General features: G+C 67.6%; 20 protein-coding genes. 7 read left to right on the plus strand and 13 right to left on the minus strand.

Annotated elements, in window-relative coordinates:
- Positions 1-35: 35 nt before the first annotated feature.
- The 4 genes from F3J14_RS12730 to F3J14_RS12745 all read right to left on the minus strand — a co-directional run bounded on the left by F3J14_RS12730 (position 36) and on the right by F3J14_RS12745 (position 4430).
- On the minus strand, positions 36-1271 hold the full coding sequence (locus F3J14_RS12730; RefSeq protein WP_166723286.1) for a DUF2252 family protein: 1236 nt from the start codon (positions 1269-1271) through the stop codon (positions 36-38).
- 109 nt (positions 1272-1380) lie between these two features.
- Positions 1381-2667 carry an Nramp family divalent metal transporter gene (locus F3J14_RS12735; protein WP_166723287.1) on the minus strand — a complete coding sequence of 429 codons (1287 nt, stop codon included), beginning with the start codon at positions 2665-2667 and terminating at the stop codon, positions 1381-1383.
- A 410-nt stretch (positions 2668-3077) separates the two neighbouring features.
- Complete coding sequence (locus tag F3J14_RS12740; protein WP_166723288.1) at positions 3078-3326, minus strand: adhesin; 249 nt, start codon at positions 3324-3326, stop codon at positions 3078-3080.
- 669 nt (positions 3327-3995) lie between these two features.
- Positions 3996-4430 carry a universal stress protein gene (locus F3J14_RS12745; protein WP_166723289.1) on the minus strand — a complete coding sequence of 145 codons (435 nt, stop codon included), beginning with the start codon at positions 4428-4430 and terminating at the stop codon, positions 3996-3998.
- Positions 4431-4825: 395 nt separating this feature from the next.
- Between F3J14_RS12745 and F3J14_RS12750 the strand changes: the two genes are divergently transcribed.
- From F3J14_RS12750 to F3J14_RS12775, 6 genes are all read left to right on the plus strand, one after another.
- On the plus strand, positions 4826-6310 hold the full coding sequence (locus tag F3J14_RS12750; protein ID WP_166723290.1) for an amidase: 1485 nt from the start codon (positions 4826-4828) through the stop codon (positions 6308-6310).
- A 247-nt stretch (positions 6311-6557) separates the two neighbouring features.
- A complete protein-coding gene (locus F3J14_RS12755) occupies positions 6558-7250 on the plus strand; it encodes a hypothetical protein (protein ID WP_166723291.1) in 693 nt (230 codons plus the stop codon).
- A 91-nt stretch (positions 7251-7341) separates the two neighbouring features.
- On the plus strand, positions 7342-8175 hold the full coding sequence (locus F3J14_RS12760) for an arylamine N-acetyltransferase (RefSeq protein ID WP_166723292.1): 834 nt from the start codon (positions 7342-7344) through the stop codon (positions 8173-8175).
- A 106-nt stretch (positions 8176-8281) separates the two neighbouring features.
- A complete protein-coding gene (locus F3J14_RS12765) occupies positions 8282-8458 on the plus strand; it encodes a ribbon-helix-helix domain-containing protein (RefSeq protein WP_105831255.1) in 177 nt (58 codons plus the stop codon).
- 1 nt (position 8459) lies between these two features.
- A complete protein-coding gene (locus F3J14_RS12770; protein ID WP_166723293.1) occupies positions 8460-8819 on the plus strand; it encodes a VOC family protein in 360 nt (119 codons plus the stop codon).
- 10 nt (positions 8820-8829) lie between these two features.
- Positions 8830-9708, plus strand: coding sequence for a class I SAM-dependent methyltransferase (locus tag F3J14_RS12775; RefSeq protein WP_166723294.1), 879 nt, complete (start codon positions 8830-8832; stop codon positions 9706-9708).
- Positions 9709-9723: 15 nt separating this feature from the next.
- Here F3J14_RS12775 and F3J14_RS12780 read toward each other — a convergent pair whose 3' ends face one another.
- From F3J14_RS12780 to F3J14_RS12800, 5 genes are all read right to left on the minus strand, one after another.
- Positions 9724-14565, minus strand: a complete 4842-nt coding sequence (locus F3J14_RS12780) for an NAD-glutamate dehydrogenase (protein ID WP_166723295.1) — start codon at positions 14563-14565, stop codon at positions 9724-9726.
- A gap of 150 nt (positions 14566-14715) precedes the next feature.
- Entirely contained in the window at positions 14716-14937 is a 222-nt protein-coding gene (locus F3J14_RS12785) for a hypothetical protein (protein WP_166723296.1), read from the minus strand.
- A gap of 105 nt (positions 14938-15042) precedes the next feature.
- Complete coding sequence (locus tag F3J14_RS12790; protein ID WP_011659070.1) at positions 15043-15231, minus strand: 4-oxalocrotonate tautomerase; 189 nt, start codon at positions 15229-15231, stop codon at positions 15043-15045.
- A 59-nt stretch (positions 15232-15290) separates the two neighbouring features.
- A complete protein-coding gene (locus F3J14_RS12795; RefSeq protein ID WP_166723297.1) occupies positions 15291-16067 on the minus strand; it encodes a class II aldolase/adducin family protein in 777 nt (258 codons plus the stop codon).
- Positions 16042-16932: an urea transporter gene (locus F3J14_RS12800; protein WP_166723298.1), complete on the minus strand. Its 891-nt coding sequence runs from the start codon at positions 16930-16932 to the stop codon at positions 16042-16044. The genes F3J14_RS12795 and F3J14_RS12800 overlap by 26 nt, the downstream gene beginning before the upstream one ends.
- 203 nt (positions 16933-17135) lie before the next feature.
- Here F3J14_RS12800 and F3J14_RS12805 point away from each other — a divergent pair, with 203 nt between their 5' ends.
- Positions 17136-17690 (plus strand): putative glycolipid-binding domain-containing protein, encoded by a 555-nt coding sequence (locus tag F3J14_RS12805; RefSeq protein WP_166723299.1) that lies wholly within the window; start codon positions 17136-17138, stop codon positions 17688-17690.
- On the opposite strand, the gene F3J14_RS12810 is transcribed toward F3J14_RS12805, so the two are convergent.
- Genes F3J14_RS12810 through F3J14_RS12825 form a run of 4 tightly spaced genes read right to left on the minus strand, consistent with a single transcriptional unit; the run spans position 17651 to position 22030 of the window.
- Positions 17651-18574 (minus strand): alpha/beta fold hydrolase, encoded by a 924-nt coding sequence (locus F3J14_RS12810; RefSeq protein ID WP_166723300.1) that lies wholly within the window; start codon positions 18572-18574, stop codon positions 17651-17653. The two genes, F3J14_RS12805 and F3J14_RS12810, sit on opposite strands and share 40 nt — an antisense overlap.
- A gap of 4 nt (positions 18575-18578) precedes the next feature.
- Positions 18579-19484 carry a metal-dependent hydrolase gene (locus tag F3J14_RS12815; RefSeq protein ID WP_166723301.1) on the minus strand — a complete coding sequence of 302 codons (906 nt, stop codon included), beginning with the start codon at positions 19482-19484 and terminating at the stop codon, positions 18579-18581.
- Positions 19481-20419 carry an SDR family oxidoreductase gene (locus F3J14_RS12820; RefSeq protein ID WP_166723302.1) on the minus strand — a complete coding sequence of 313 codons (939 nt, stop codon included), beginning with the start codon at positions 20417-20419 and terminating at the stop codon, positions 19481-19483. The genes F3J14_RS12815 and F3J14_RS12820 overlap by 4 nt, the downstream gene beginning before the upstream one ends.
- Positions 20420-20440: 21 nt before the next feature.
- On the minus strand, positions 20441-22030 hold the full coding sequence (locus F3J14_RS12825) for an NAD(P)/FAD-dependent oxidoreductase (protein WP_166723303.1): 1590 nt from the start codon (positions 22028-22030) through the stop codon (positions 20441-20443).
- Between the last annotated feature and the right edge of the window lie 7 nt (positions 22031-22037).

The raw sequence follows: 22037 nt of genomic DNA on the forward strand, positions 1-22037 counted from the left end.
CGCGGATCGTTCGCGGCGCATGACCGTGCGTCGATTCAGCGGACCGCCTTGCCGAGCACATGGCGCCGGCAATGCTCGAGATACGCTTGTTCATGCGCGGCCATCAGTTCGATGATGCTTTGCCACAGCCACGAAGGCGCGTCGAGGGTCTTCGGACGCTGGCGACGCAACTCGGCGTGCCACGCGCGTTGCGTCGTGTTGTCCATCTGCGCGGCATGCGCGTGGCCGACCACCAGCGCAAGGTATCGTGCGACTTTCACCGCGTCAGCCTCCGACAGTCGTTCCGCGTCCAGTTTCAGATCCTGCGGCATCAATTCGCGCATGACGACCGAGCGCCCGTCGAGGCGCGCCGCGCACATCCGGCTTCCCAGCATCGGCGACACGTGCCGCGCGCCTTCGAGCACCCGTTGTGCGGCATCGCGCGGCATGCGCACCCCCGGCTGTTTCGGCGCCTTGGCGGCCGTGGCTTCCTTGATGTCGATCAGGTAGGGCGGATGGCCATCGGAACACGCGTCGTCGATATCGAGCATCACCGCGAAGCGGCGCCGGCCCAGCGAGCTGCAGCCCTTCACCCAAAAGGCGGCGTCGAGCACCTTCATGCTGGCGTCGCTGCGTGCCGCGCGGCTGAGCGCGGCGCTGATCGTCGAAACCGGTGCGGATTCGAACAGGGTGTGGATGGCGCGCCGCTCCCGTTCCGATAGCGGCCAGAAGCGTTTGCCCAACGGGATGTGTGGCGTGGTGTTACTGATCGTCTGCCGGTCGAGTTTCCGCCACGATCGATGCAGCGCCGCCTTCATCGCGATCTTCACCTCGGTCGGGCGTTGCATGTGGCTGAGTTCGTCGCGGCGCCGGCTGTCGAACGCCTGCTCGTATCCGTCGATGAGCGCCTCGATCATCCGCCACGTGATGATGCCCGGCAGATCGGAGCTGCGCGCCGCGGTGGCGAGCGAGAACCCCAGACGCAGCACATCGTGGACCGGATTGCCGATCACGCTCTGGTCGAGATCGCGAATCTGCACGGCGACTTCACCCGTCTTCGACGCGACGGGCCCCAGATTGCCGAGATGGCAATCGCCGCCGATCCATATCGCGGGACCGTCGGGCAACGTGCCGGATCGATGGTCCGCCAGCCATGCGTAGAAGCGCTCGGCGCTGCCGCGCGTATAGGTGTGTATCGAGCGCGCCATCTTGCGGCTGCGCAGGCTGGCGAGAATGTGCGCGCGCTGGTCGCAGGTCGGCAGCCGTGCCGATCCGGCGGTTTTCTTCGTCACGATGCGTCCTCCTTCCATCGGGCGGCATGCGTTCCCGGTGCGCGTGCACCGCGCGATGCCGGTTGATCCGGCGATGCGAAGCGCCGGCAGGGTGGGGCGGCGGTGCGGTTCATCCCGGCACGAACACGCCCATCGCCGCGATCACCATCGCGAGCGTCGCGAGCCAGCCGCCCCATGCCAGCACGCCCCTGACGGCGAATTCGCCCATGATGCGTCTGCTGCCGGCCATCAGCATCATCACGAACATGATCGGCACGGCCGTCACACCGTTGATGACCGCACTCCAGTAGAGCGCGCGGATCGGGTCGAAATGCATGAACGTGATCGCGACGCCGCCGATGATCGCCAATGCGATCACGGCGTAGAACTCGGGCGCGACACCCAGCCGCAACGCGAGACTGTTGCGCCAGCGGAAGGTGCCCGCGGCCGCATAGGCGGCGGATCCCGCGAGAACCGGCAGCGCCAGCAGGCCGGTGCCGATGATCCCGAGCGCGAACAACACGTACGCGAAGTGCCCGGCGACGGGCTCGAGTGCCCGTGCGGCATCCGCCGACGTCTTCACGTCGATGTGATGCATGTGGAGCGTCGCCGCCGCCGTCAGCGTGATGAAGAACGCGATGATGTTCGACACGCCCATGCCGACCCAGGTATCGACGCTGATCCGGCGCAACTGAGCGGGCGCCTGGTGAGGCATGCTTCGCAGCGGTTCCTGGTTCGGCGCCGCGCGCAATTCCTCGACTTCCTGCGAGGCCTGCCAGAAAAACAGATAAGGGCTGATCGTGGTGCCAAGCACGGCGATGATCGTCGTCAGGTAGGCGGCGTTCAACTGGATATGCGGCAGCACGATCGCACGGCCGACTTCGCCCCACGGGACGGGCACGATCAGCGCGACCGCGACATAGGCGAGCAGGGTCAGCGCGGTCCATTTGAGCAGGCGGGCGTAGCGGTCGTATGGCACGAAAATCTGCAGCACGACGGACACGCCGCCCAGGCAGACGACATAGAGCTCTTGCGGGCCGTGCAGCAGCAAGTTGACCGCCGCGCCCATCGCCGACAGGTCGGCCGCGATGTTGATCACGTTCGCAATGGTCAGCAGCGCGACGGTGGCATAGAGCAGCCACGGCGGATAGTGCGTGCGCATGTTCGACGCGAGGCCCTTGCCCGTCACGCGGCCGATGCGCGCGCTGACCAGCTGGATGGCCGTCATCAGCGGATAGGTCAGCAGCAGCGACCAGAGCAGTTCGAAGCCGAACTGTGCACCCGCCTGCGAATAGGTACCGATGCCGGAAGGATCGTCGTCGGCGGCGCCGGTGACGAGGCCCGGTCCGAGGCGCCGGAGCCACGTCGTCGCGGACGGACGAGGTTGTGCGGAATCGATGGACTCTTGGTCGTTCATGTTGGCGGCGGCCCGTGATGAAGGACAAGGAAGCCGCAATCGGCGTGCCCGGGCGGAATGGGTTTCGGTCGCGCAGCCCAGCGCAGCAGAAAGCCGCTACGGGCGGCGCGCGGGAAGCGAGGATAGGGGAAGTTGGGCGGACGGCGCGCGCATGAACGAGCGCATCCGAATCGGGACATCGACGGGCGTTGCCAGGCGATTTTGCCTCTGCCGCTATGGCAAGGATTTGCTTGAAGTGTCGTGCAGGCCGCTCATCGGTTCGTCGAGTGCGGCATTGACGGTGTAGTGCCGGCTACCGGCAGGTCAGGGCCGGTAGCGCGGAGCACCAAGGATGGAAGGCGCCGGTCGCGACCGCTCCCGGCCACGCGGCGCGACACGGGCGCTGCCGACACGGCGGCGCCTGTTCGATCTCAACGCGCCGCGATCGCGGCATCCTGATTGCCGCGCCCGCTCACGAGACAGCCGGACTTGAATGCCTCGCTCTGGCTGCTGGCTGCCGCGTTGCCGAAGCCGCGGCTGAGCGCGTCGTATTTCACCTGCTCGGCGCCTTGCGAGCACGCCGTCGGACTGGCGTCGCGGCCTTGCGCATGCAGCAGCGCCCGATCGCCAATCAGGTAGGCCAGCAGCGCGAAAAAAGCGATGTGTACCACTCGTCTCATGATTCGTCTCCTCGTCGCTCAAGCGTAACGCGGACACGATGTGCGAAGCATTGGGGCTTCCCCGGGTAATCGTCTGCTGAAATGTCCGTCGGCCGACGTAATGGCGTCCTTTCTTTGCCCATCGCGGCGGGGAAAGGGGCGGTGTTTGGCCGGACCGGCGCGCAATCGATCCGAGTTTGACGAATGTCAGGGTACGGGCAGGGCGAGACGGTCGCGCTACGGGGCGAAGCGATAGCATGAATGCAAGTTCTGGCGGAACGCGATGCGCGGCAAGCGATGGGCGCAGCGGTTCCGAATGCAGCGGTACATGTTGAACATCGCTATCGAAATAGTGAGGAATCCAAATGCTTAACGTCTCTTCGGTCCTGATCAGCATGGCGCCGTTGTGGGTCATTCTGCTGGGCGCGTCTTCAGCGGCGGCCTATCTCGTGTTCTGGCGCAAGGCGATCCAGTAAGCAGGTCGATGCTGCGCGACGGCGCACGCGTGCGCGTCGCAGTATCGGTACATGGCACACGACGGCTTTGCGCCGTGCACGACGCATCCTCGCGTCGACGCGAATGAAACGATCCGCCTGAGCGGGTCCATGAAGACGTCGTCACGCCGGTGCGCATCGAGCTTGACGGCGCGGTGCCGCACAACACGACGGCGACGCGGCTGCGATCAGCCGCTTATCGCACCGCCGTCACCGGCACATTCGAAATCCGCACGAGCCGGCTCATCACGCTGCGGCGGAACATCGACAGCATCGTATGAACCGGATCGTGCCGCGGCGCGACGACGACGATTTCGTCGCAGCCCGTCTCGGCTGCGACGGCCGCGATCGTGTCGGCCACCGGCCCGACCTTCTTCACGACGCTGTACCGGACTTCTGCTTCCCGCAGCACCCGCTCGGCCATCGCCAGATCGTCGCACGCGAACTTGTCCTCGATCGAGCGCAGCCGCGACAGCGGGTGAAACGCCTCGAGCCGCGTCGCTTCGAGCGGCGGCTGTACGTTGATCAGCACGATCTCCGACGCGCAGCGTTCGCGATACAGGAAGGTCGCGTGTCGGACCGCCTGAAGCGAACGGGGCGAATGACCGACAGGAACCAGCAGCTTGAGCATGGAAGATGCTCCGGAATCGAGATGTTTCCAGCGTAGCGCGCCGCCGGATCACTCGATCTAAAGAGATCGGGCGGCCGCGTAAAAATGCCGTTAACGCCGGCCGTCGCGTTGTGTCGCGCCTATTAGAAATATAAGAAATTTAAGTTTATGCGCATAAACGTTTTCATCAGCCGGTCGGCCGCTCCGGTCCTCCCGGGCGGCGCGCCGATTTAGTCGGATCTTCAATGAATCGCGGCGGAAAATATCGAAGGTCGGCCATCGGGCGTCGCGTAGAGTAGAGCATCGGTCGCGGCGCGGCCCCTCCCGCCCATTCCAGGCCCATTGCCGGCCGCTCGGGACCGAGTGCGGCCACCCCACGCGGCCCGCCATTCCCTTCCGATTCCAGGAGACCTCGCATGCCGCACGGCGCCCCGCAGCTTCTCGCCCCCGCTTCCATCACCGTCGACCCGATCGTGCGCCTGTCGGCCGGCGAGCTCGCGTCGGCGATCCGCAGCAAGGCGGTCTCCTGCGTCGAAACGATGCGTGCGTATCTCGATCACATCGAGCGCGTGAACGGCGCGGTGAACGCGCTGGTCTCGCTGCGCGATCGCGCCACGCTGCTCGCCGAAGCCGCGGAAAAGGACGCGGCGCTCGCCCGCGGCGAATATCACGGCTGGCTGCACGGGATGCCACAGGCGCCGAAGGATCTCGCGATGACGAAAGGGTTGCGGACGACCTACGGCTCGCCGATCTTCCGCGATCACGTGCCGCAGGCCGACTCGGTCGGTGTCGGGCGGATGCGCGCGGCGGGTGCGATCTTCATCGGCAAGACCAACACGCCGGAGTTCGGTCTGGGCTCGCACACGTTCAACGAGGTCCACGGTGCGACGCGCAATCCGTACGACCTGACGAAGAGCGCGGGCGGCAGCAGCGGCGGCACGGCGGCGGCGCTCGCCGCGCGCATGCTGCCGGTCGCGGACGGCAGCGACTTCGGCGGCTCGCTGCGCAATCCGGCCGCGTTCTGCAACATCTACGGCTTGCGTCCGTCGCAGGGCCGCGTGCCGCGCTGGCCGGCCGTCGACGTGTTCATGCAGCAGCTCGGCATCGAAGGGCCGATGGGCCGCACGGTCGGCGACGTCGCGCACCTGCTGTCGATCCAGGCCGGCTACGACCCGAACGATCCGCTGTCGCTCGCGGAAGATCCCGTCGTGTTCACGAAGTCGCTCGACAAGGACCTGCGCGGCGAGCGCATCGCGTGGGTCGGCGACTGGCATGGTTATCTCGCGACCGAGCCGGGCGTGCTCGCGCAGTGCGAAAAGGGGCTCGCGACGCTGCGCGAGATCGGCTGCGACGTCGATGCGGCGCTGCCGGCGTTCGCGCCCGACCGGATCTGGCGTCTGTGGCTCGCGCATCGGCATCTGCTGTCCGGCGGCGGGCTGCTCGCACACTATCGCGATCCGGCACGGCGTGCGCTGCTCAAGCCCGAGGCGATCTACGAGGTCGAAGGGCTGCTCGCGATGCAGGCGGCCGAGGTGTTCGACGCGAGCATCGAACGCACCGCGTGGCATCAGGCCGTGCTCAGCTTCTTCGATCGCTACGACTTCATCGCGGCGCCGACCGCGCAGGTATTCCCGTTCGACGTCGAGCAGCGCTGGCCGAAGGAAATCGCCGGCCGCGCGATGGATACCTACCACCGCTGGATGGAAACGGTCGTGCCGTGGACGCTGGCCGGCTGCCCGGTGATCAGCGTGCCGGTCGGCTTCAACGACGCAGGGCTGCCGATGGGGATGCAACTGATCGGCCGGCCGCGCGCGGATCTCGCGGTGCTGCAGCTCGCGCGCGGCTACGAGCAGGCGGCCGACTGGGTCGGCCGGCGGCTGCCGGCCTGGATGGCTGCTTGACGCACGCGGCGGCCGCGATCCCGGGCGGCCCGCAACCAGCGATATTGATGCGGGCAAGGAACGAATCTTGACGCGCGCTCGAGATCGCGCGGCAAATGCGGACGAATGCGCGCGGCGAGCCCGGACGGCGGCGGAATTGCAAGCGGCCGCGGCGCGCGATTTCGTTTCGATGTGTTTCAGTCGTTGCGGCGGCGCGCGACGCGCTTCGACAATGTCTGCCTCAATAATTCGGGCACGAGGGAAACAGATGAAGCACATTCGCGCGACGGGCAAGTACGTGGCATCGGCAGGCATCGCATTCGGCATCCTGCTGGGTGTCAACGGCAGCGCGCATGCGCAACTCGACCTGCAATCGATCGGATCGTCGCTGCTCGGCGGCGGGCAGCAGCAGGCCGCGCCGTCGCAGGGCGGCGTCGCGCAGTTGCTGCAGGCGTACGTCGGCGCGAACCAGCAGGTGCTGGCCGGCCAGTCGTCGCTCGCGTCGGCGATGGGGCTCACCGGCGCGGCCGGGCAGGCGCAGCAGGCCGCCGGCCTGCTTGGCGGCGGCAACGCATTGACGCCGGCCGCGCTGTCGCAAATGGGCGGCGCGCAGCAGTCGGTGTCGCAGGCGCTCGGCCAGGCGTTCGCGAGCGGCGGTGCGACGCACGGCCAGGTCGACAAGCAGGCGTTCAGCAACGGCCTTGCATCGCTCGGCCAGGGCCTCACGCAGTACTCGCAGCTGCAGTCGGGGCTCGGCAGTCTCGGTTCGACCAGCGCCGCATCGCTGCTGCAGGCGGGCCTCAATCCGCAGAACATGCAGGCCGCGTCGTATATAGCGCAAAGCGCGCCGGGCCAGTTGCAGTCGCTCACGTCGACGCTCAGCCAGGCCGTGCAGTTCGCGACGAGCCAGGGCATCTCGGTGCCGGCGGTCGCGTCGTCCGCGCTGAAGCTGCTGCCGTAACGTTGCCGGCCGCGCGCCGGGAAGGCCCCGCGCAACATGGGGATTACGCTCGATGCTATCGTGGCGTGTTCCCCGTTTCCGGTGCCGGTTCATGACTGACTCGTTCGACCTCCCGCGCTATTTCGCTCGCATCGGCTACGACGGCCCGGCCGAGCCGACGCTCGACGTGCTGCGCCGGCTGCATCTGCTGCACCCACAGGCGATCCCCTTCGAAAACCTCAATCCGCTGACCGGCGCGCGTGTCGCGCTCGACCTGCCGGCGATCGTCGACAAGGTGGTCGCGCACCGCCGCGGCGGCTACTGCTTCGAACTCAACAAGCTGTTCTACGCCGCGCTCACGCACATCGGTTTCCGCGTGACGCCGTTGATCGCACGCGTGCGCTGGATGCGGCCGCCCGAGGTGGTCACCGCGCAGACGCACATGCTGCTGCGCATCGATCTCGACGGCGCGACGTGGCTCGCGGACATCGGCTTCGGCAGCGCGACGCTGACCGCGCCGCTGCGCTTCGTGCCGGACGAGCGGCAACTGACGCCGCACGGCGCGTTTCGCGTCGTCGGCGCGCCGGTCGACGGCGAGTTCGACATGCAGTTCGAGATTCCCGAAGGCTGGCAGACGACCTATCGCTTCTCGCTGAAGCGGGCCGAGTGGATCGATTACGACGCCGCGAACTGGTTCACGTCGACGTATCCCGAATCGATCTTCGTGAACGACCTGATCGCGTGCCGCGTGCTGCCGGACGGCCGCGCGGCGTTGTTCAACACCACGCTGACGCTGCGCGACGCGGCGGGCGCGGGGCGCACCGTCACCTTCGACGACGCGGCGGCGTGGGGCGCGTGCCTGCGCGACACGATCGGCATCGACACGACCGGCTTCGATCTCGACGCGCTGTTCGCGCGGGTGGCGGCGCGGGCCAACATGACGTGAGCGCGTGGCGAGCGGCGGCATGGCCGGCGTCGGCGTCCGCCACGCGCCACGCCGCCGATTCCGTTCCGTGTTTGACTTTTGCTATTTTGCTAGCATACTAGTAATCATGAGCGACGAAGAAGTGAAGCAGTTCAACGTGTACCTGCCGTTGAGCCTGATCCGGCAGGTCAAGCATCGCGCCATCGAAACGGAGCAGTCGCTGTCCGCGCTGGTGGCCGACGCATTGCGCGCGTATCTGGCCGCTCCGCCACCGGGAGCCGGGCCGTCCACCAAGGAGGAGTGACATGTCATCCGGGCGAATCGAAGCCGTGTACCTGACGACGCACAACTGGGGTAAGTCGGCGAAGTTCTTCCAGGCGCTGGGCTTCACGCTGGAATTCGAAACCGATCACGCGTCGGGCCAGCTGAGGCGCGGCGACGGCCCGTATCTGTTCATCGCCGAAGTGCCGACGAGCGAGACGCCGGACATGCAGGTGGTGCTGACGGTATCCGACGAACAGTCGGTCCGGCCGCAGCCGATCGTCGACGTGGTCACGCCGTTCGAGGATACGCACTGGGGCACGCGGGACATGACCGTGCGAGACCCCGACGGCCGCGTATGGCGCCTGCAGGCGCCGGGTACGCCGAGCGGGTCGGGTGAGTGAGGCCGCGGCGATGAGCGACCTCCATCAGGACCATCAGAACCATCGGGACGCCCCCGACAGCACCGCCGCCCGCGTCGCGCTGTGGCGCGCGCTGCACGTCGAACTCGATGCGCCGCCACACGTGCTCGCCGACGAAGTCGGGCTGCGCCTGCTTGCACCGGCGCCCGGCTGGCAGCAGCGTGGCGACATGGATCCGCAGTTCACGCGACCGTTTCGCGCATCGATCGTCGCGCGGGCGCGCTTCATCGAGGATCTCGTCGTCGAGCAGGCCGCGCAGGGTGTGAGCCAGTACGTGATCCTCGGTGCGGGACTCGACAGCTTCGTGCAGCGCCGGCCCGAGATGGCGTCGCGCTTGACCGTCTTCGAAGTCGATCCGCCCGCGTCGCAGGCGTGGAAGCACCGCCGCCTGACCGAGCTCGGTTTCGGCGTGCCGGACTGGCTGCGGTTCGTGCCGGTCGATTTCGAGGCGAAGCAGTCGTGGCGCGACGCGCTCGTTGGCGCGGGTTTCGATGCAGGCAAACCGGCGGTCGTGGTGTCCACCGGCGTCAGCATGTACCTGACGCGCGACGCGAACGCGGCGGCGCTACGCGAAGTCGCGTCGCTCGCGCCGGGTTCGACGTTCGCGATGACCTTCCTGCTGCCGCTCGAGCATGCGGATCCGGACATACGCCCGGGGCTCGAAATGGCCGCGAAGGGCGCGCGCGCGAGCGGCACGCCGTTCATCAGCTTCTTCATGCCGGCGGAAATCCGCGCGCTCGCGACGCAGGCCGGCTTCGCGCGGGCCGAGCATGTGTCGGCCGCCGAGCTCACGCGCCGCTACTTCGCCGATCGTACCGACGGCCTGCGTCCGCCGAACAACGCGGAAGAACTGCTGGTCGCGACGGTGTAACGCCGCGGTCACCCGTCACGCGCGTTCCAGCACGGCCATCTCGCGCACGATCACGAGCAGCACCGCGAGGCTCGCACCACCCGACGCGCGCAGATCGGCGAGCAGATGTTCGTAGCGCTCCAGCGCGGCTTCGCGGCGTTCGCGCCACGCGTGGACGATCGTCTCCGGCGCCGTCGAGTCGGCCGATTCCGCCAGCGAGCTGGTGGCAAGCGTACGCTTGAGCCGCGCGATTTCCGCGAGCGCGGCCGCGCGCGCCAGCATGTCCCAGTGCGTCGGCGCCGGCAGCGTGGCCGCGCGTTCGCCGATCCACCGGTAGTTCAGCAGCGTGCCGAGCGAGAAGTACACGCCCGCGACCAGCTCGAGGCTGCGATCGCAGGTCGCGGCCACTTCGGCGATGTCGAGCAGCGCGGCGGAGATGTCGCCGTTCGCGACGCGGCCGGCGAGTGCGCTGTCGACGCCGGCGTCCACCAGTACGCGCTGCCGCTCCGACAATGCTTCGAGATCGCTCGTCGGCAGCAGCGCCGGCAATTGCGGCGCGAGGCGCTGCACCGCGTCGCGGCAGCGCGCGATCAAGCCGGCGACGCCGCCGTCGGCGACCGCGCCCGACTGCAGGTGCCGCAGGAACCACAGCGCCGCGCGCTCCAGCAGCCGTGCGACGTCGACGAACATGCGCGCCTGCACGTCGTCGGCGACGCGGTTGTCGAGCGCGTCGATATCGCGCCACACCGCATCGAGATCGAACACGTCGCGCGCCATGATGCAGGCGCGCACGATGTCGCCCGGCTTCGCGTCGGTTTCCTCCATCAGCCGGTGCACGAACGCGCAGCCGACGCGGTTGACGAGCGCGTTGGTCAGGTGCGTCGCGAGAATCTCGCGACGCAGCGGATGGCGCTGCATCGGTTCGCTGAAGCGCTGTTGCAGCGGCGTCGGGAAATAGTCGACGAGCATCGCGGCGACGAGCGGATCCTCCGGTACGTCGGATTCGAGCAGCGCGTCGTACAGCCACATCTTGCTGTAGGCGAGCAGCACCGCGCGCTCCGGCGACGTCAGGCCCTGTTTCGCGGTTTGCCGTTCGGCGATCTCGTCGTCGGTCGGCAGGAACTCGATCACGCGGTTCAGGCGGCCCGCGCGTTCGAGCCAGCGCATCAGGCGCGCCTCGGCGTCGAGCAGCTCGACGCTGTAGCGGCCCGCGATCGACAGCGCCTGTGTCTGGTAGTAGTTGTCGCGCAGCACCAGCAGCCCGACTTCGTCGGTCATTTCCGCGAGCAGTGTGTTGCGCTGCTTCTCTGTCATCTCGCCGTCGGTGACGACGAGGCCGAGCAGGATTTTGATGTTGACTTCGTGATCCGAACAATCGACGCCCGCCGAGTTGTCGATCGCATCGGTGTTGATGCGGCCGCCGCGCTGTGCGAACTCGATGCGGCCGAACTGCGTGCAGCCGAGGTTGCCGCCTTCGCCGACGACCTTGCAGCGCAGGTCCGCGCCGTTCACGCGCACCGCGTCGTTCGCACGATCGCCGACCTGCTGGTGGGTTTCGTGCGTGGCTTTCACATAGGTGCCGATGCCGCCGTTGTACAGCAAGTCGACCGGCGCCTGCAGGATCGCGCGGATCAGCTCGGTCGGCGGCAGCGCTTGCGCGTCGATGCCGAGCGCGGCCTGCACGGCCGGCGACAGCGGGATCGTCTTCGCGGTGCGCGCGTACACGCCGCCGCCCTGCGAGATCACGGAGGTGTCGTAGTCGGCCCAGCTCGAGCGTTCGAGCGCGAACATCCGCTCGCGCTCCGCGAAGCTTGTCGCCGGGTCGGGGTTCGGATCGAGGAACACGTGCCGGTGATCGAAGGCCGCGACGAGCCGGATATGCGGCGACAGCAGCATCCCGTTGCCGAACACGTCGCCCGACATGTCGCCGACGCCGACCACGGTGAAGTCGGTCGTCTGCGTATCGACGCCCATCTCGCGGAAATGCCGCTTCACCGATTCCCACGCGCCGCGCGCGGTGATCGCCATCTTCTTGTGGTCGTAGCCGACCGAGCCGCCGGACGCGAACGCATCGTCGAGCCAGAAGCCGTATTCGTGCGAGATCGCGTTCGCGTAGTCGGAGAAGGTGGCCGTGCCCTTGTCGGCCGCGACGACGAGATACGGATCGTCGGGATCGTGCCGCACCACGTCGGGCGGCGGCACGATCGTGTTGCCGGCGAGATTGTCGGTCAGGTCGAGCAGGCCGCGCAGGAACGTCTGATAGCACGCGATGCCTTCGCGCATCCACGCTTCGCGATCGCTCGGCGGCGGCGGGTTCTTCACGACGAAGCCGCCTTTCGAGCCGACCGGCACGATCACGACGTTCTTCACCATCTGCGCCTTCATCAGCCCGAGCACCTCGGTGCGGAAATCCTCGCGGCGATCGGACCAGCGCAGCCCGCCGCGCGCGACGCGCCCGCCGCGCAGGTGCACGCCCTCGACGCGCGGCGAATACACCCAGATCTCGAACATCGGCTTCGGCTCGGGCAGGCCGGGCACCTTCGCCGGATTGAACTTGAACGACAGGTACGGCTTCGATTCGCCGTTCGCGTCGAGCAGGAAATAGTTGGTACGCTCGGTCGCGTTGATCACGCCGAGGAACTGGCGCAGGATCCGGTCCTCGTCGAGGTTCGGCACCTGGTCGAGTGCCGTCTCGATGGCCTTCAGCAGGTGTTCGGCCTGCACGTCGCGCGTGCCGCCGGTGGCCGGGTCGAAGCGCAGCAGGAACAACTCGACGAGCTGCCGTGCGATCGCCGGGTTGCCGGTCAGCGCGCGCTCGATGTACGCGTCGCTGAACGTCGAGCCGACCTGCCGCAGGTATTTCGCATACGCACGCAGGATCGTGACCTCGCGGGCGCTCAGGTGGGCGCGCAATACCAGGCGGTTGAAGTCGTCGTTCTCGATCCGGCCGCTCCAGATCCGGTCGAACGCATCCTCGAACAGGCCCTTCACGCGCTCGATGTCGAACTCGGTGTCGTCGGCGAGTTCAAGGCCGAAATCGTGTACCCAGGCGGGTGCGGCATCCTGCGTCTGGATCCGGTACGGCCGCTCCTCGTCGACGCGCACGCCCAGATGTTCCAGCATCGGCAGGCTGCGCGACAGCGCGATCGGGTCGCCCGCGCGATACACCTTGAAGCGGAACGCGCGCGGCCCGGCCTCGATCGGGCGGTACAGGTTCATCGCGAGCTGGCCCGACTCCTTCACGCGCTCGATCAACTCGATGTCGCGCACGGCCGTGCGCGCCGGATAGTCGTCGCGATAGCCGGCCGGGAACGATTCCGCATAGTGCTGCAGCAGCCGGTTGCCTTGCTCTTCGCCGAACGCGTCGAGCAGCGCGTCCGCGAGATCGTCCTGCCAGCGGCGCGCGACCTGCACGAGCCGCGCTTCGAGCTCGCGCGTGTCGACGTCGGGCATCGTGCCCGGTTCGGCATGGACGACGAAATGAATCCGCGCGATCGCCGATTCCGACAGCAGCGGCGTGAATTCGACGTTCACGCCGTTGTATGCGTCGACGAGCAGCTTCGCGATGCGGCGGCGCAGGTCGGTGTTGTACTTGTCGCGCGGCACGAACGCGAGGCACGATACGAAGCGGTCGAAACGGTCGCGCCGCACGAACAGGCGCGTGCGCTGGTGTTCCTGCAGGCGCAGGATGCCGAGCGCGATGTCGTAGAGCTGGTCTTCGTCGGCCTGGAACAGTTCGTCGCGCGGATAGGTTTCGAGCACCGTCACCAGCGACTTGCCGAGATGCCCCTTCGGCAGGAAGCCCGCGCGCCGCACGATGTTCGCGCACTTGCGGCGCACGATCGGGATCTCGGCGCTCGACACCATGTACGCGGTCGACGTGTAGAGCCCGATGAAGCGGCGCTCGCCGATCACCTTGCCGTCGGCGCCGACCAGTTTCACGCCGACGTAGTCGAGGTAGCCGGGCCGGTGCACGGTCGCGCGCGAGTTCGCCTTGGTCAGGAAGATCGGCCAGGGGCCGGTGATGATCTCGGCGGCGGCCGGCGGCAGCGGCGTCACGTCCGGCGCGCCGGACGGCCGCAGCGATTCGCGCAGCAGGCCGAAGCCGGAGCCCTCGACGCCGCGCAGCCCGAAGCCCGACGCGTCCGATACCAGCGAGTAGTCGCGCTGGCCGAGGAACGTGAAGTGGTCGGCGGCCATCCATTCGAGGAATGCGCGCGCCTCGATGTCTTCCGCGGTGGATTCGCGGGCTTTCATGTCCTTGATCGTCGCGCGCGCGATGTCGACGATCTTCGGCCAGTCCTCGACCGACGCGCGCACGTCGCCGAGCACGCGCGCGATGTCGTCGCGCAGCGTGTCGAGCAGCGCGGCGTCGCCGCAGCGGTCGACTTCGAAATGGATGAACGAGGCGAGCTGCGACTGGCCGTCGGCGGCCGTCGCGCCGCCGGCGTCGACGCGCTCGATCCCGCCGTTGCTGCCGCGCCAGATGCGGAACACCGGGTGCAGCGCGGAGTGCAGCGCGAGCCCGAGGCGGTTCACCGCCATCGTCACCGAGTCGACGAGGAACGGCATGTCGTCGTTGACGATCTCGATCACCGTGTGGTCCGAGTGCCAGCCGTGCTGCTCGAGGATCGGGTTGTACACGCGCAACCGCTCGCTGCCGGGCACGAATTTCTGGGCGGTCTGCCAGTGCGCCATCGCGGCGCCGTACAGGTCGGCGATGCTGCGATCCTGCAGATCGTCGGCGTCGACGAAGTCGTAGTAATGACGCAGGAACGGTTCGACGATCCGGAACGTGGCTTCGGGCAGGCGCCCGCGCGCGAATTCGACGACATCCGAGAGCAGGTGTGCGACGACTTCTTCGTTCTTCGCTTCCATGGCGGTCTCCTGGTCGGGTGGCCATTGGCTGCTGCGTGTGTGTTCGGCATTATGCGCCGATTGCGTGACGGGGCGATGTGCGGGCGCACAACGAGGAGCAGGGAAGGAAGGGCCGCACGCAGCGCGCGTGTGCGGCGCTGCGCGGGAGGGTCAAGCGAGGTCCGGCGGCTTCAGGTCGGGGTGCCGCGCGTAGAGCGGGTTCATGAAGTCGAGCAGCATCGTGGTCAATACCTGCGACACGAATTCGCGATAGGCGACGAATTCATCGGACGGACAGGTTTCGTTGACCTGCCGCAGCGATTGATCCAGTTGCGCGCCCATCGACAGGATCATGTCGTTCAGTGCGGTGGCGATACGTTTGTCGTCGATCATGCGGTCTCCTTCTAGCGCCGCGTCGTGCGGCGCGTTCGGTCGGGTGTCACCGCGGTTCGAGCGCGTATCGCCCGGGAGGTTCCGGCGACGCTGAACGGGCCGGTATCAGAGCTCGTCGCTCCACAGCTTCCCGGCCGTCGCCCAGTTCTCCTTCTTCACGTCGGCGAGGATGATGTCGACCGAGCCCGGGTCGCAGCCGAGCGTCTCGCATGTGGCACGCGTGATCGCTTCGACGAATGCGCGTTTCTGCTCGACCGTGCGGCCTTCGAACAACTGGATATTGAAAGTCGGCATGATTGGATGCTCCGATGGTTGGGGGGAATCGGTTCGTGTTCGTCTGGACGCTGGCGGCGTCAGTCGCGATACGACGGATCGATGCGGTCGAGGCGACGCAGCAGCGCCGGCCATTCCAGTTTGCCCTCGATCGCGCCGCCGTCGCGCAGTTGCTCGGCGGTGCGGGCGGCGACGGCCGGCTCGGGCAGCACGAGCGGCCCGCCGCCTGCCTGCGCGCGCACCTGAATGTCGCACGCCTTGATCAGCGTATCCATCAGCACATACGCTTCGGCGACGGTCCGGCCGACCGTCAGCGTGCCGTGGTTGCGCAGCAGCATCGCGGATTTCGCGCCGAGACTGGCGGTCAGCCGCGCACCTTCGGCCGGCGAGAAGCCGAGCGCCTCGTAGTCGTGATACGCGAGGTCACCGTGAAACCGCAGCGCGTGTTGCGATGCCGGCAGCAGCCCGTCGCGCTGGATCGACACGGCGATGCCGGCCGTATTGTGCAGATGCATCACGCAGACGGCGTCCGGCCGAGCGGCATGGACGGCCGCATGAAGTGCGAAGCCCGTCACGTTGACCGCGTGCTCGCTGTCGCCGATCCGGTTGCCGGCCAGGTCGATCTTCACGAGATTCGATGCACGGACTTCGTCGAACGTGAGGCCGAACGGATTGATCAGGAAATGGCCGGGCTCGCCCGGCACCGTCGCGGAAAGATGTGTGTAGATCAGGTCGTCCCAGCCGTTCAGCGCGACGAGGCGATACGCGGCGGCGAGATCGACGCGCATCCGGCGCTCGGCGTCCGAGATCGGGCCGCCGGGCTTCACGGTGTCAGGACGGTGTGCGAATGACGACATCGGGTTCTCCGAGGGTAAAGCGGCGCACGACGGCCACGGTGATCCACGACGCGAGCGCGAACGGGGCCGTGAGCGCAGTGATGCCCGCGTGCGTCGCGAGCCACTGGATCAGCGCGGCCAGTGCGGCCGCCGCGAGCGCCGCGCGTGTGCCGCGCGATATCAGCGCAAGCGCGGCGAGCGCGCCGTTGAAGCCGAGCAGGCCGTCGGTGAATCCGGTGTCTCCTGCGCCGAGTGCGACCAGCAGCACGGTCGATACGATCGCGCCGCCGAGTGCGAACGCGGCTGCGCGGCGGGATGCGACCGCGATGCCTGCAACGATCAGCATACCGGCCCACGCGCCTTGTGCGAAGACGGTTTGCGCGACGCCCGACAGCAGGACGGCGGCGACCGAGGAAAGCGTCGGCGCCGCATCCGTCGCGACGCCGCTTGCATGCTGCACCGCGACAAACGGCAGCCACAGCGCGGTGGCCGCAAGGCACGGACTCGAATACGGGCATTGGCGCCATTTCGCGAGCGGGGTGCGCATTGCGTGCTGCACGAGCGCGGCGCCGATCGCGGCGAGCGGTGCCAGCACGAGCGCCAGCGTGGCGGGTGCGAAGAGGACGGCCACCAGCGCGGCGAGCGCGCCGTTGAAACCGTGCAGACCCTGTTCGACGGCGCGGCGTTCCGCGCCGGTCAGCACCGCGGTCACGTTCGCGGCAGCTGCGCCGACCAGCGCCGCGCACGCGAGCCGCAGGTCGGTCAGCGCGAGTGCGGCGACCAGCATCGCGCCGGTGAACGCATTCGCCTGCAGCACGATCTGTCCGATGCTGCGCAGCAGGATGCGCAGGTCGATCGACGGCGAGGGAGGGCGGGCGGTAGGCATGGCGGCGGTGGAGCAGGACGAGCCGCGAGCATAGGACACTATCCCATGCACCGGAATAGGGAATTCTGGATACTCGGGATTTGAGTTGGATGCCCCGAATTGGGGCGGAGAGAGCAGGTATTCGGAACGCCCGTTAGCGTTTTCGCGAGATTTGTTCGCTCTGGTAGTAAATTTGGATCCTCGTTACCGTTTTCGGAGGAACGATGCGGGAAGTGCGCTGGGCGTCGCTCGAGGGCGACGGAATCGAACACCTGACGTTCGACCGTGTTGAAACCGGCATCGTCGTCGAAAGCGCCGTGGTCGGCCAGCGGTACGGCCGCGCGTACGGGCTTGCGTACCGGGTCGAGTGCGATCCGAAGTGGCGGGTCAGGTATGCGGTGCTCAGGGTGATGGGCGGCGGCACGCTCGAATTGCATGGCGACGGCGCCGGGCACTGGCGCGACGGTTCGGGCCGCGCGCTGCCGGAACTGGATGGCTGCGTCGACATCGACATCGCGGCGACGCCGTTTACGAATTCGCTGCCGATCGGCCGCCTCGGTCTCGCGCGCGGCGAGCGGCGGCCGATCGACGTCGCGTACATCTCGACGCCGGATCTGACCGTCGCGCCGGTCAAGCAGGCCTACGCCTGCATCGAGCCCGGCCGGCGCTACCGCTACGAAGGGATCTTCCGGAATTTCACGGCGGAGATGGACATCGATGCCGACGGGCTCGTGATCGACTACGAAACGCTGTTCAAGCGCCTGCCGGCATTGCGCTGAACCGCTGCGCTCGCCGTCGCGGGTGCCGCCGCTGGCGCCCGTCTTTCATGAGCCGCGGCAAACCGGTCGATCCGTGCCGCGATCAGCTCCGGATCGCGCACCACGATCCAGTGCGCGCCGTCGATTTCCTCGCGCACGTGCTCGCCGAGCCAGCGCTCGAGATCGACCGACATCTCGGGCGTCACGTAGCGGTCGCGCACCGGCACGAGAATCTGGACCGGCGCCTGCGCATACCGCTCGCGCGGCTGTCTCGCCCGTGCGAGGAAATTCGCGCGGTAAAGCTGCAAGCCGTTCAGCGCGTTCTTCAACTGCGCGGGATCGCGCTCGGGCCGCACGCGCTCGGTCAACTGCAACCAGCGCGGCCACAGTGCGGCGCCGCCGAGCCGCCACACCAGCGACGGCACGACCGGCAGGTGGAAGAACGCGATGTACCACGACTTCAGGCTCTGCTTGAGCCGCATCTTCGCGCGGAACACGTGGTCGAGGCACGGCCCGGAGATCGACGTGTACGACGCGATCCGGCCGCGGAACGCGGGATCGGTCACGGCCTCCCAGCACTGGATCGACCCCCAGTCGTGACCGACGAGATGAAACGGCCGGTTGCCGCAGGTCGCGTCGGCGACGGCCTTCAGGTCTTCCGCGAGCCGCGCGAGCGCGTAATCCGCGCGGCGGCGCGGCGCATCGGACGCCCCGGCGCCGCGCACGTCGTAGGCGATCACGCGGTAGCGCTTCGCGAGCCGCGCGCGCACCGGCGCCCACACGGCCGCCGAATCGGGATAGCCGTGCACGAGGATCAGCGGCGGCGCGCGCCGCGGGCCGCTGACATACACGGCGAGTTTCACGTCGCCGGAGCGGACGGTCAGCATCTCGTGCGCGCGCGCCATGACGTCATGCCTGCGCAACCGGATGCAGCGGCACGCGGCGCGGGGCGGCCTGCGCTGCATGGCGCGCGTTGGTCGCGTCGATGTTCTCGAGCAGCGTGTCGAGGCCCTGCAGGTACTGATGGTTGTCGTGGTCCCACGGATGGAAGCCCGGGCGGAAGTAGTCGAGCCATTCGCCGGCGATGCTCGGGAACACGCCGGTCTTCGGGCTGTACAGATATTTCACGAGGCGCCACATGCCGCCGAACCTGCCGTGCTTGCGACGGTGCGCCAGCATCAGCCGCACGTGGAAGTCGAACACGATCGTCCAGAACATCACGGTCGTCAGCAGCATCGTGCAGGTGCGCAGCAGGTAGCTGCCCAGGCCCGGTTTCATCACGGCGTTCCATACGTCGTACGACACGGCCTTGTGCTCGGTTTCCTCCATCGCGTGCCACATCCACATCTGCTGATAGCCTTCGACCGAGCCGTCGATCCGGTGCTCGTGGCCCGACAGCAGCTGGTTCGCGAGGATCGCCGTGTAGTGCTCGAGCGCGATGGTGATCGCGAGCTGCATCGAATGCGGCAAGGTCTTCTTGAAGAAGCCGAGGATCGTCCACAGCCGCTTGTCGAGCTTGTGCGCGGGCAGGCCGGACGATTGCAGCAGGTCGTTGTACTCGATGTGCTCGCGCGTGTGCATCGCTTCCTGGCCGATGAAGCCGAGCACCTGCTTCTTCAGCTCCGGATCCTCGATGCGGTCGCGGTAGTGGCGCACCGAATCCATGAAGAAGCGCTCGCCCGCCGGAAACAGCAGCGATAGCGCGTTCATGAAGTGCGTGACCGGCACGCCCTGGACGTGCCAGTCCTTCGCGCGTTCGGGCGGCAGCGCGAAACGGATGTCGCGCCGCACCGGCATCATGTTCGGGTTCGTCATGATTGTTCTCCTGCCTGATTGCCTGCGTTGTTGTAGGGGGCGTGAAGCGGAGCGGCCGCCGGCGCACCGTAGCGGGCGGCCTCGCGGCGGGCCTTCGCGGCCTCGCGGCGCGACACGAGCACCACGATCGCCTGGTAGGCGGCCGGCATGATGCGCGCCATCCAGTCGGCGCCCTTCGCATCGCGGCCGATCAGCACGCGGCGCTTGTTCTTGCGCACGCCGGCGAGGATCGTGCGCGCGGCATCGTCGGCGCTCGTGATGAAGAATTTCTCGAAGTTGTCCTTGCCTTGCTGCTCGCTCTGGATCAGGAAGCCGATCATGTTCTTCGCGACGCAGCTCGACTGCGCGATGTTCGTGCGGACGCCGCCCGGATGCACGCAGGTCGCCGACACGCCGCACTTCATCATGTCGAGTTCCTGGCGCAGCGATTCGGTGAAGCCGCGCACCGCGAACTTGGTCGCGTTGTAGCCACTCATGCCCGGCTGCGCGAAGATCCCGAAGATGCTCGACGTATTGATCACGTGGCCCTCGCCCGAGGCCTTCAGGTGCGGCAGGAACGCCTTCGTGCCGTGCACGACGCCCCAGAAGTTGATGTTCACGATCCACTCGAGATCGCTGTATTCCATTCCTTCGATCGTGCTCGACAGCGCGACGCCCGCATTGTTGAAGATCAGGTTGACCTTGCCGTGCTCCTTCGCGGTGTCTTCGGCCCACGCGAACATCGCGTCGCGATCGCCGACGTCGAGCATGCGCGTCGACACGCGCACGTTCGGTGCGATCGCGCGGACGATCCGCTCGGTTTCGGCGAGGCCGACGCCGTTCTTGTCGGCGAGCGACACGTGGCAGCCGGCCTGCGCGAGCTGGACCGCGAGCGCGCGGCCCATGCCCGAGCCGGCACCCGTGATCGCGGCGACCTTGTTGGCGAAATCTCTCATGTCGGTGGCTCCTTGTCTGGCTCAGGCCGCTTCGGCGGAAGTGGAAGTGGAAGCGGAAGCGGCGGACGCGGCGACGGGCCGCGCGGTCGTATCGTGCCGCGGCGCGCCATACGCGTGGTAATCGGCGATCGAGAAGCGCGCGGTCGCCTGGCGGAAGCGCCACGTGAAGCCCGGCCACAGCGTCGTGTTCTTGCCGGTGCGCGGGTCGAGGTACCAGCTCTTGCAGCCGCCCGTCGACCAGATCGCCTTCTTGAGCTTGCCCTGCAGGTCGCTGTTGAACTGCGCCTCGACGAGCGGGCGCACCTCGACCGCATCCGCGCGCTCGCGCTGCATCGCCTGCAGCGCGCCGAGGATGTATTCGATCTGCGACTCGATCATGAACACCATCGAGTTGTGGCCGAGGCCCGTGTTCGGGCCGACGATCATGAAGAAGTTCGGGTAGCCGGGCAGCGCCGTGCCGAGGTAGGCGTGCGCGCCGTCGCGCCACGCGTCGACGATGTCGAGGCCGCCGCGGCCGACGATCGCGCCGCGCGGATACGGATCGGCGACCTGGAAGCCGGTGCCGTAGATCAGGCAGTCGACTTCATGACGCTTGCCGTCGGTCGTCACGACCGCGTCGGCTTCGATGTGGTCGATGCCGGTCGTGATCACGTCGACGTTCTTGCGCGACAGCGCCGGGTAGTAGTCGTTCGAGATCAGCACGCGCTTGCAGCCGAGCGTGTAGTTCGGCGTGACGGCCTTGCGCAGCGCCGGATCGGGGATCTGCTTGCGGATGTGACGCAGCGCGAGCTTCTGCACGTTCTTCATCAGCGACGGATGGATCGCAAAGCCGAGCACGCGCGATTCGAGCATCCAGTAGATGCCGCTGCGCACGGCCTTCTGCGTGAACGGCAGCGTGCGGAACAGCCATTTCTCGAAGCCGGTCAGGTTGCGGTCGGGCTTGGGCATGATCCACGGCGGCGTGCGCTGGAACAGCGCGAGTTCCTTCACGCGCGGCGCGATTTGCGGCACGAACTGGATCGCGCTCGCGCCGGTGCCGATCACCGCGACGCGCTTGCCTTCGAGCGGGTAGTCGTGATCCCACTGCTGCGAATGGAACGCGCGGCCCTGGAAACTTTCGACGCCGGGGATCGCCGGCAGCGCGGCGCGCGACAGCCCGCCCATGCCCGACACCAGCACGCGCGCCGACAGCCGCTTGCCGTTCGCGAACGTGAGGCGCCAGCGTTGCGCGGTTTCGTCGTACTCGGCGCGCTGCAGTTCGTGATTCAGGCGCAGGTGCGGGCCGATGCCGAAGCGCTGCACGCAGTCTTCCAGATACGCGCGGATCTCCGGCTGCGGCGCGAACATGCGCGTCCAGCGCGGGTTCGGCGCGAACGAGAACGAATAGACGTGCGATTGCACGTCGCATGCACACCCGGGGTAATGATTGTCGCGCCACGTGCCGCCGACCGATGCGGCCTTCTCGAGGACGACGAAGTCGGTCACGCCTGTTTGCCGCAAGCGGATCGCCATCCCCAGCCCGGCGAAGCCGGTGCCGATGATGGCGATGTCGATGGTTTCGTCCGGGCCATCGTGGCCAGGCGGGCCGAAAGGCAAGGTGCGAGCATTCATCCGGTGT

Source organism: Burkholderia sp. Tr-862 (genome assembly GCF_011753085.1).
Lineage (GTDB): Bacteria > Pseudomonadota > Gammaproteobacteria > Burkholderiales > Burkholderiaceae > Burkholderia > Burkholderia ambifaria.

Coding starts and splice junctions, on each gene's coding strand:
- F3J14_RS12735 (WP_166723287.1), bottom strand. CDS start 2,667: ATGAACGACCAAGAGTCCATCGATTCCGCACAACCTCGTCCGTCCGCG.
- F3J14_RS12740 (WP_166723288.1), bottom strand. CDS start 3,326: ATGAGACGAGTGGTACACATCGCTTTTTTCGCGCTGCTGGCCTACCTG.
- F3J14_RS12745 (WP_166723289.1), bottom strand. CDS start 4,430: ATGCTCAAGCTGCTGGTTCCTGTCGGTCATTCGCCCCGTTCGCTTCAG.
- F3J14_RS12750 (WP_166723290.1), top strand. CDS start 4,826: ATGCCGCACGGCGCCCCGCAGCTTCTCGCCCCCGCTTCCATCACCGTC.
- F3J14_RS12755 (WP_166723291.1), top strand. CDS start 6,558: ATGAAGCACATTCGCGCGACGGGCAAGTACGTGGCATCGGCAGGCATC.
- F3J14_RS12760 (WP_166723292.1), top strand. CDS start 7,342: ATGACTGACTCGTTCGACCTCCCGCGCTATTTCGCTCGCATCGGCTAC.
- F3J14_RS12765 (WP_105831255.1), top strand. CDS start 8,282: ATGAGCGACGAAGAAGTGAAGCAGTTCAACGTGTACCTGCCGTTGAGC.
- F3J14_RS12770 (WP_166723293.1), top strand. CDS start 8,460: ATGTCATCCGGGCGAATCGAAGCCGTGTACCTGACGACGCACAACTGG.
- F3J14_RS12775 (WP_166723294.1), top strand. CDS start 8,830: ATGAGCGACCTCCATCAGGACCATCAGAACCATCGGGACGCCCCCGAC.
- F3J14_RS12780 (WP_166723295.1), bottom strand. CDS start 14,565: ATGGAAGCGAAGAACGAAGAAGTCGTCGCACACCTGCTCTCGGATGTC.
- F3J14_RS12785 (WP_166723296.1), bottom strand. CDS start 14,937: ATGATCGACGACAAACGTATCGCCACCGCACTGAACGACATGATCCTG.
- F3J14_RS12790 (WP_011659070.1), bottom strand. CDS start 15,231: ATGCCGACTTTCAATATCCAGTTGTTCGAAGGCCGCACGGTCGAGCAG.
- F3J14_RS12795 (WP_166723297.1), bottom strand. CDS start 16,067: ATGTCGTCATTCGCACACCGTCCTGACACCGTGAAGCCCGGCGGCCCG.
- F3J14_RS12800 (WP_166723298.1), bottom strand. CDS start 16,932: ATGCCTACCGCCCGCCCTCCCTCGCCGTCGATCGACCTGCGCATCCTG.
- F3J14_RS12805 (WP_166723299.1), top strand. CDS start 17,136: ATGCGGGAAGTGCGCTGGGCGTCGCTCGAGGGCGACGGAATCGAACAC.
- F3J14_RS12810 (WP_166723300.1), bottom strand. CDS start 18,574: ATGGCGCGCGCGCACGAGATGCTGACCGTCCGCTCCGGCGACGTGAAA.
- F3J14_RS12815 (WP_166723301.1), bottom strand. CDS start 19,484: ATGACGAACCCGAACATGATGCCGGTGCGGCGCGACATCCGTTTCGCG.
- F3J14_RS12820 (WP_166723302.1), bottom strand. CDS start 20,419: ATGAGAGATTTCGCCAACAAGGTCGCCGCGATCACGGGTGCCGGCTCG.
- F3J14_RS12825 (WP_166723303.1), bottom strand. CDS start 22,030: ATGAATGCTCGCACCTTGCCTTTCGGCCCGCCTGGCCACGATGGCCCG.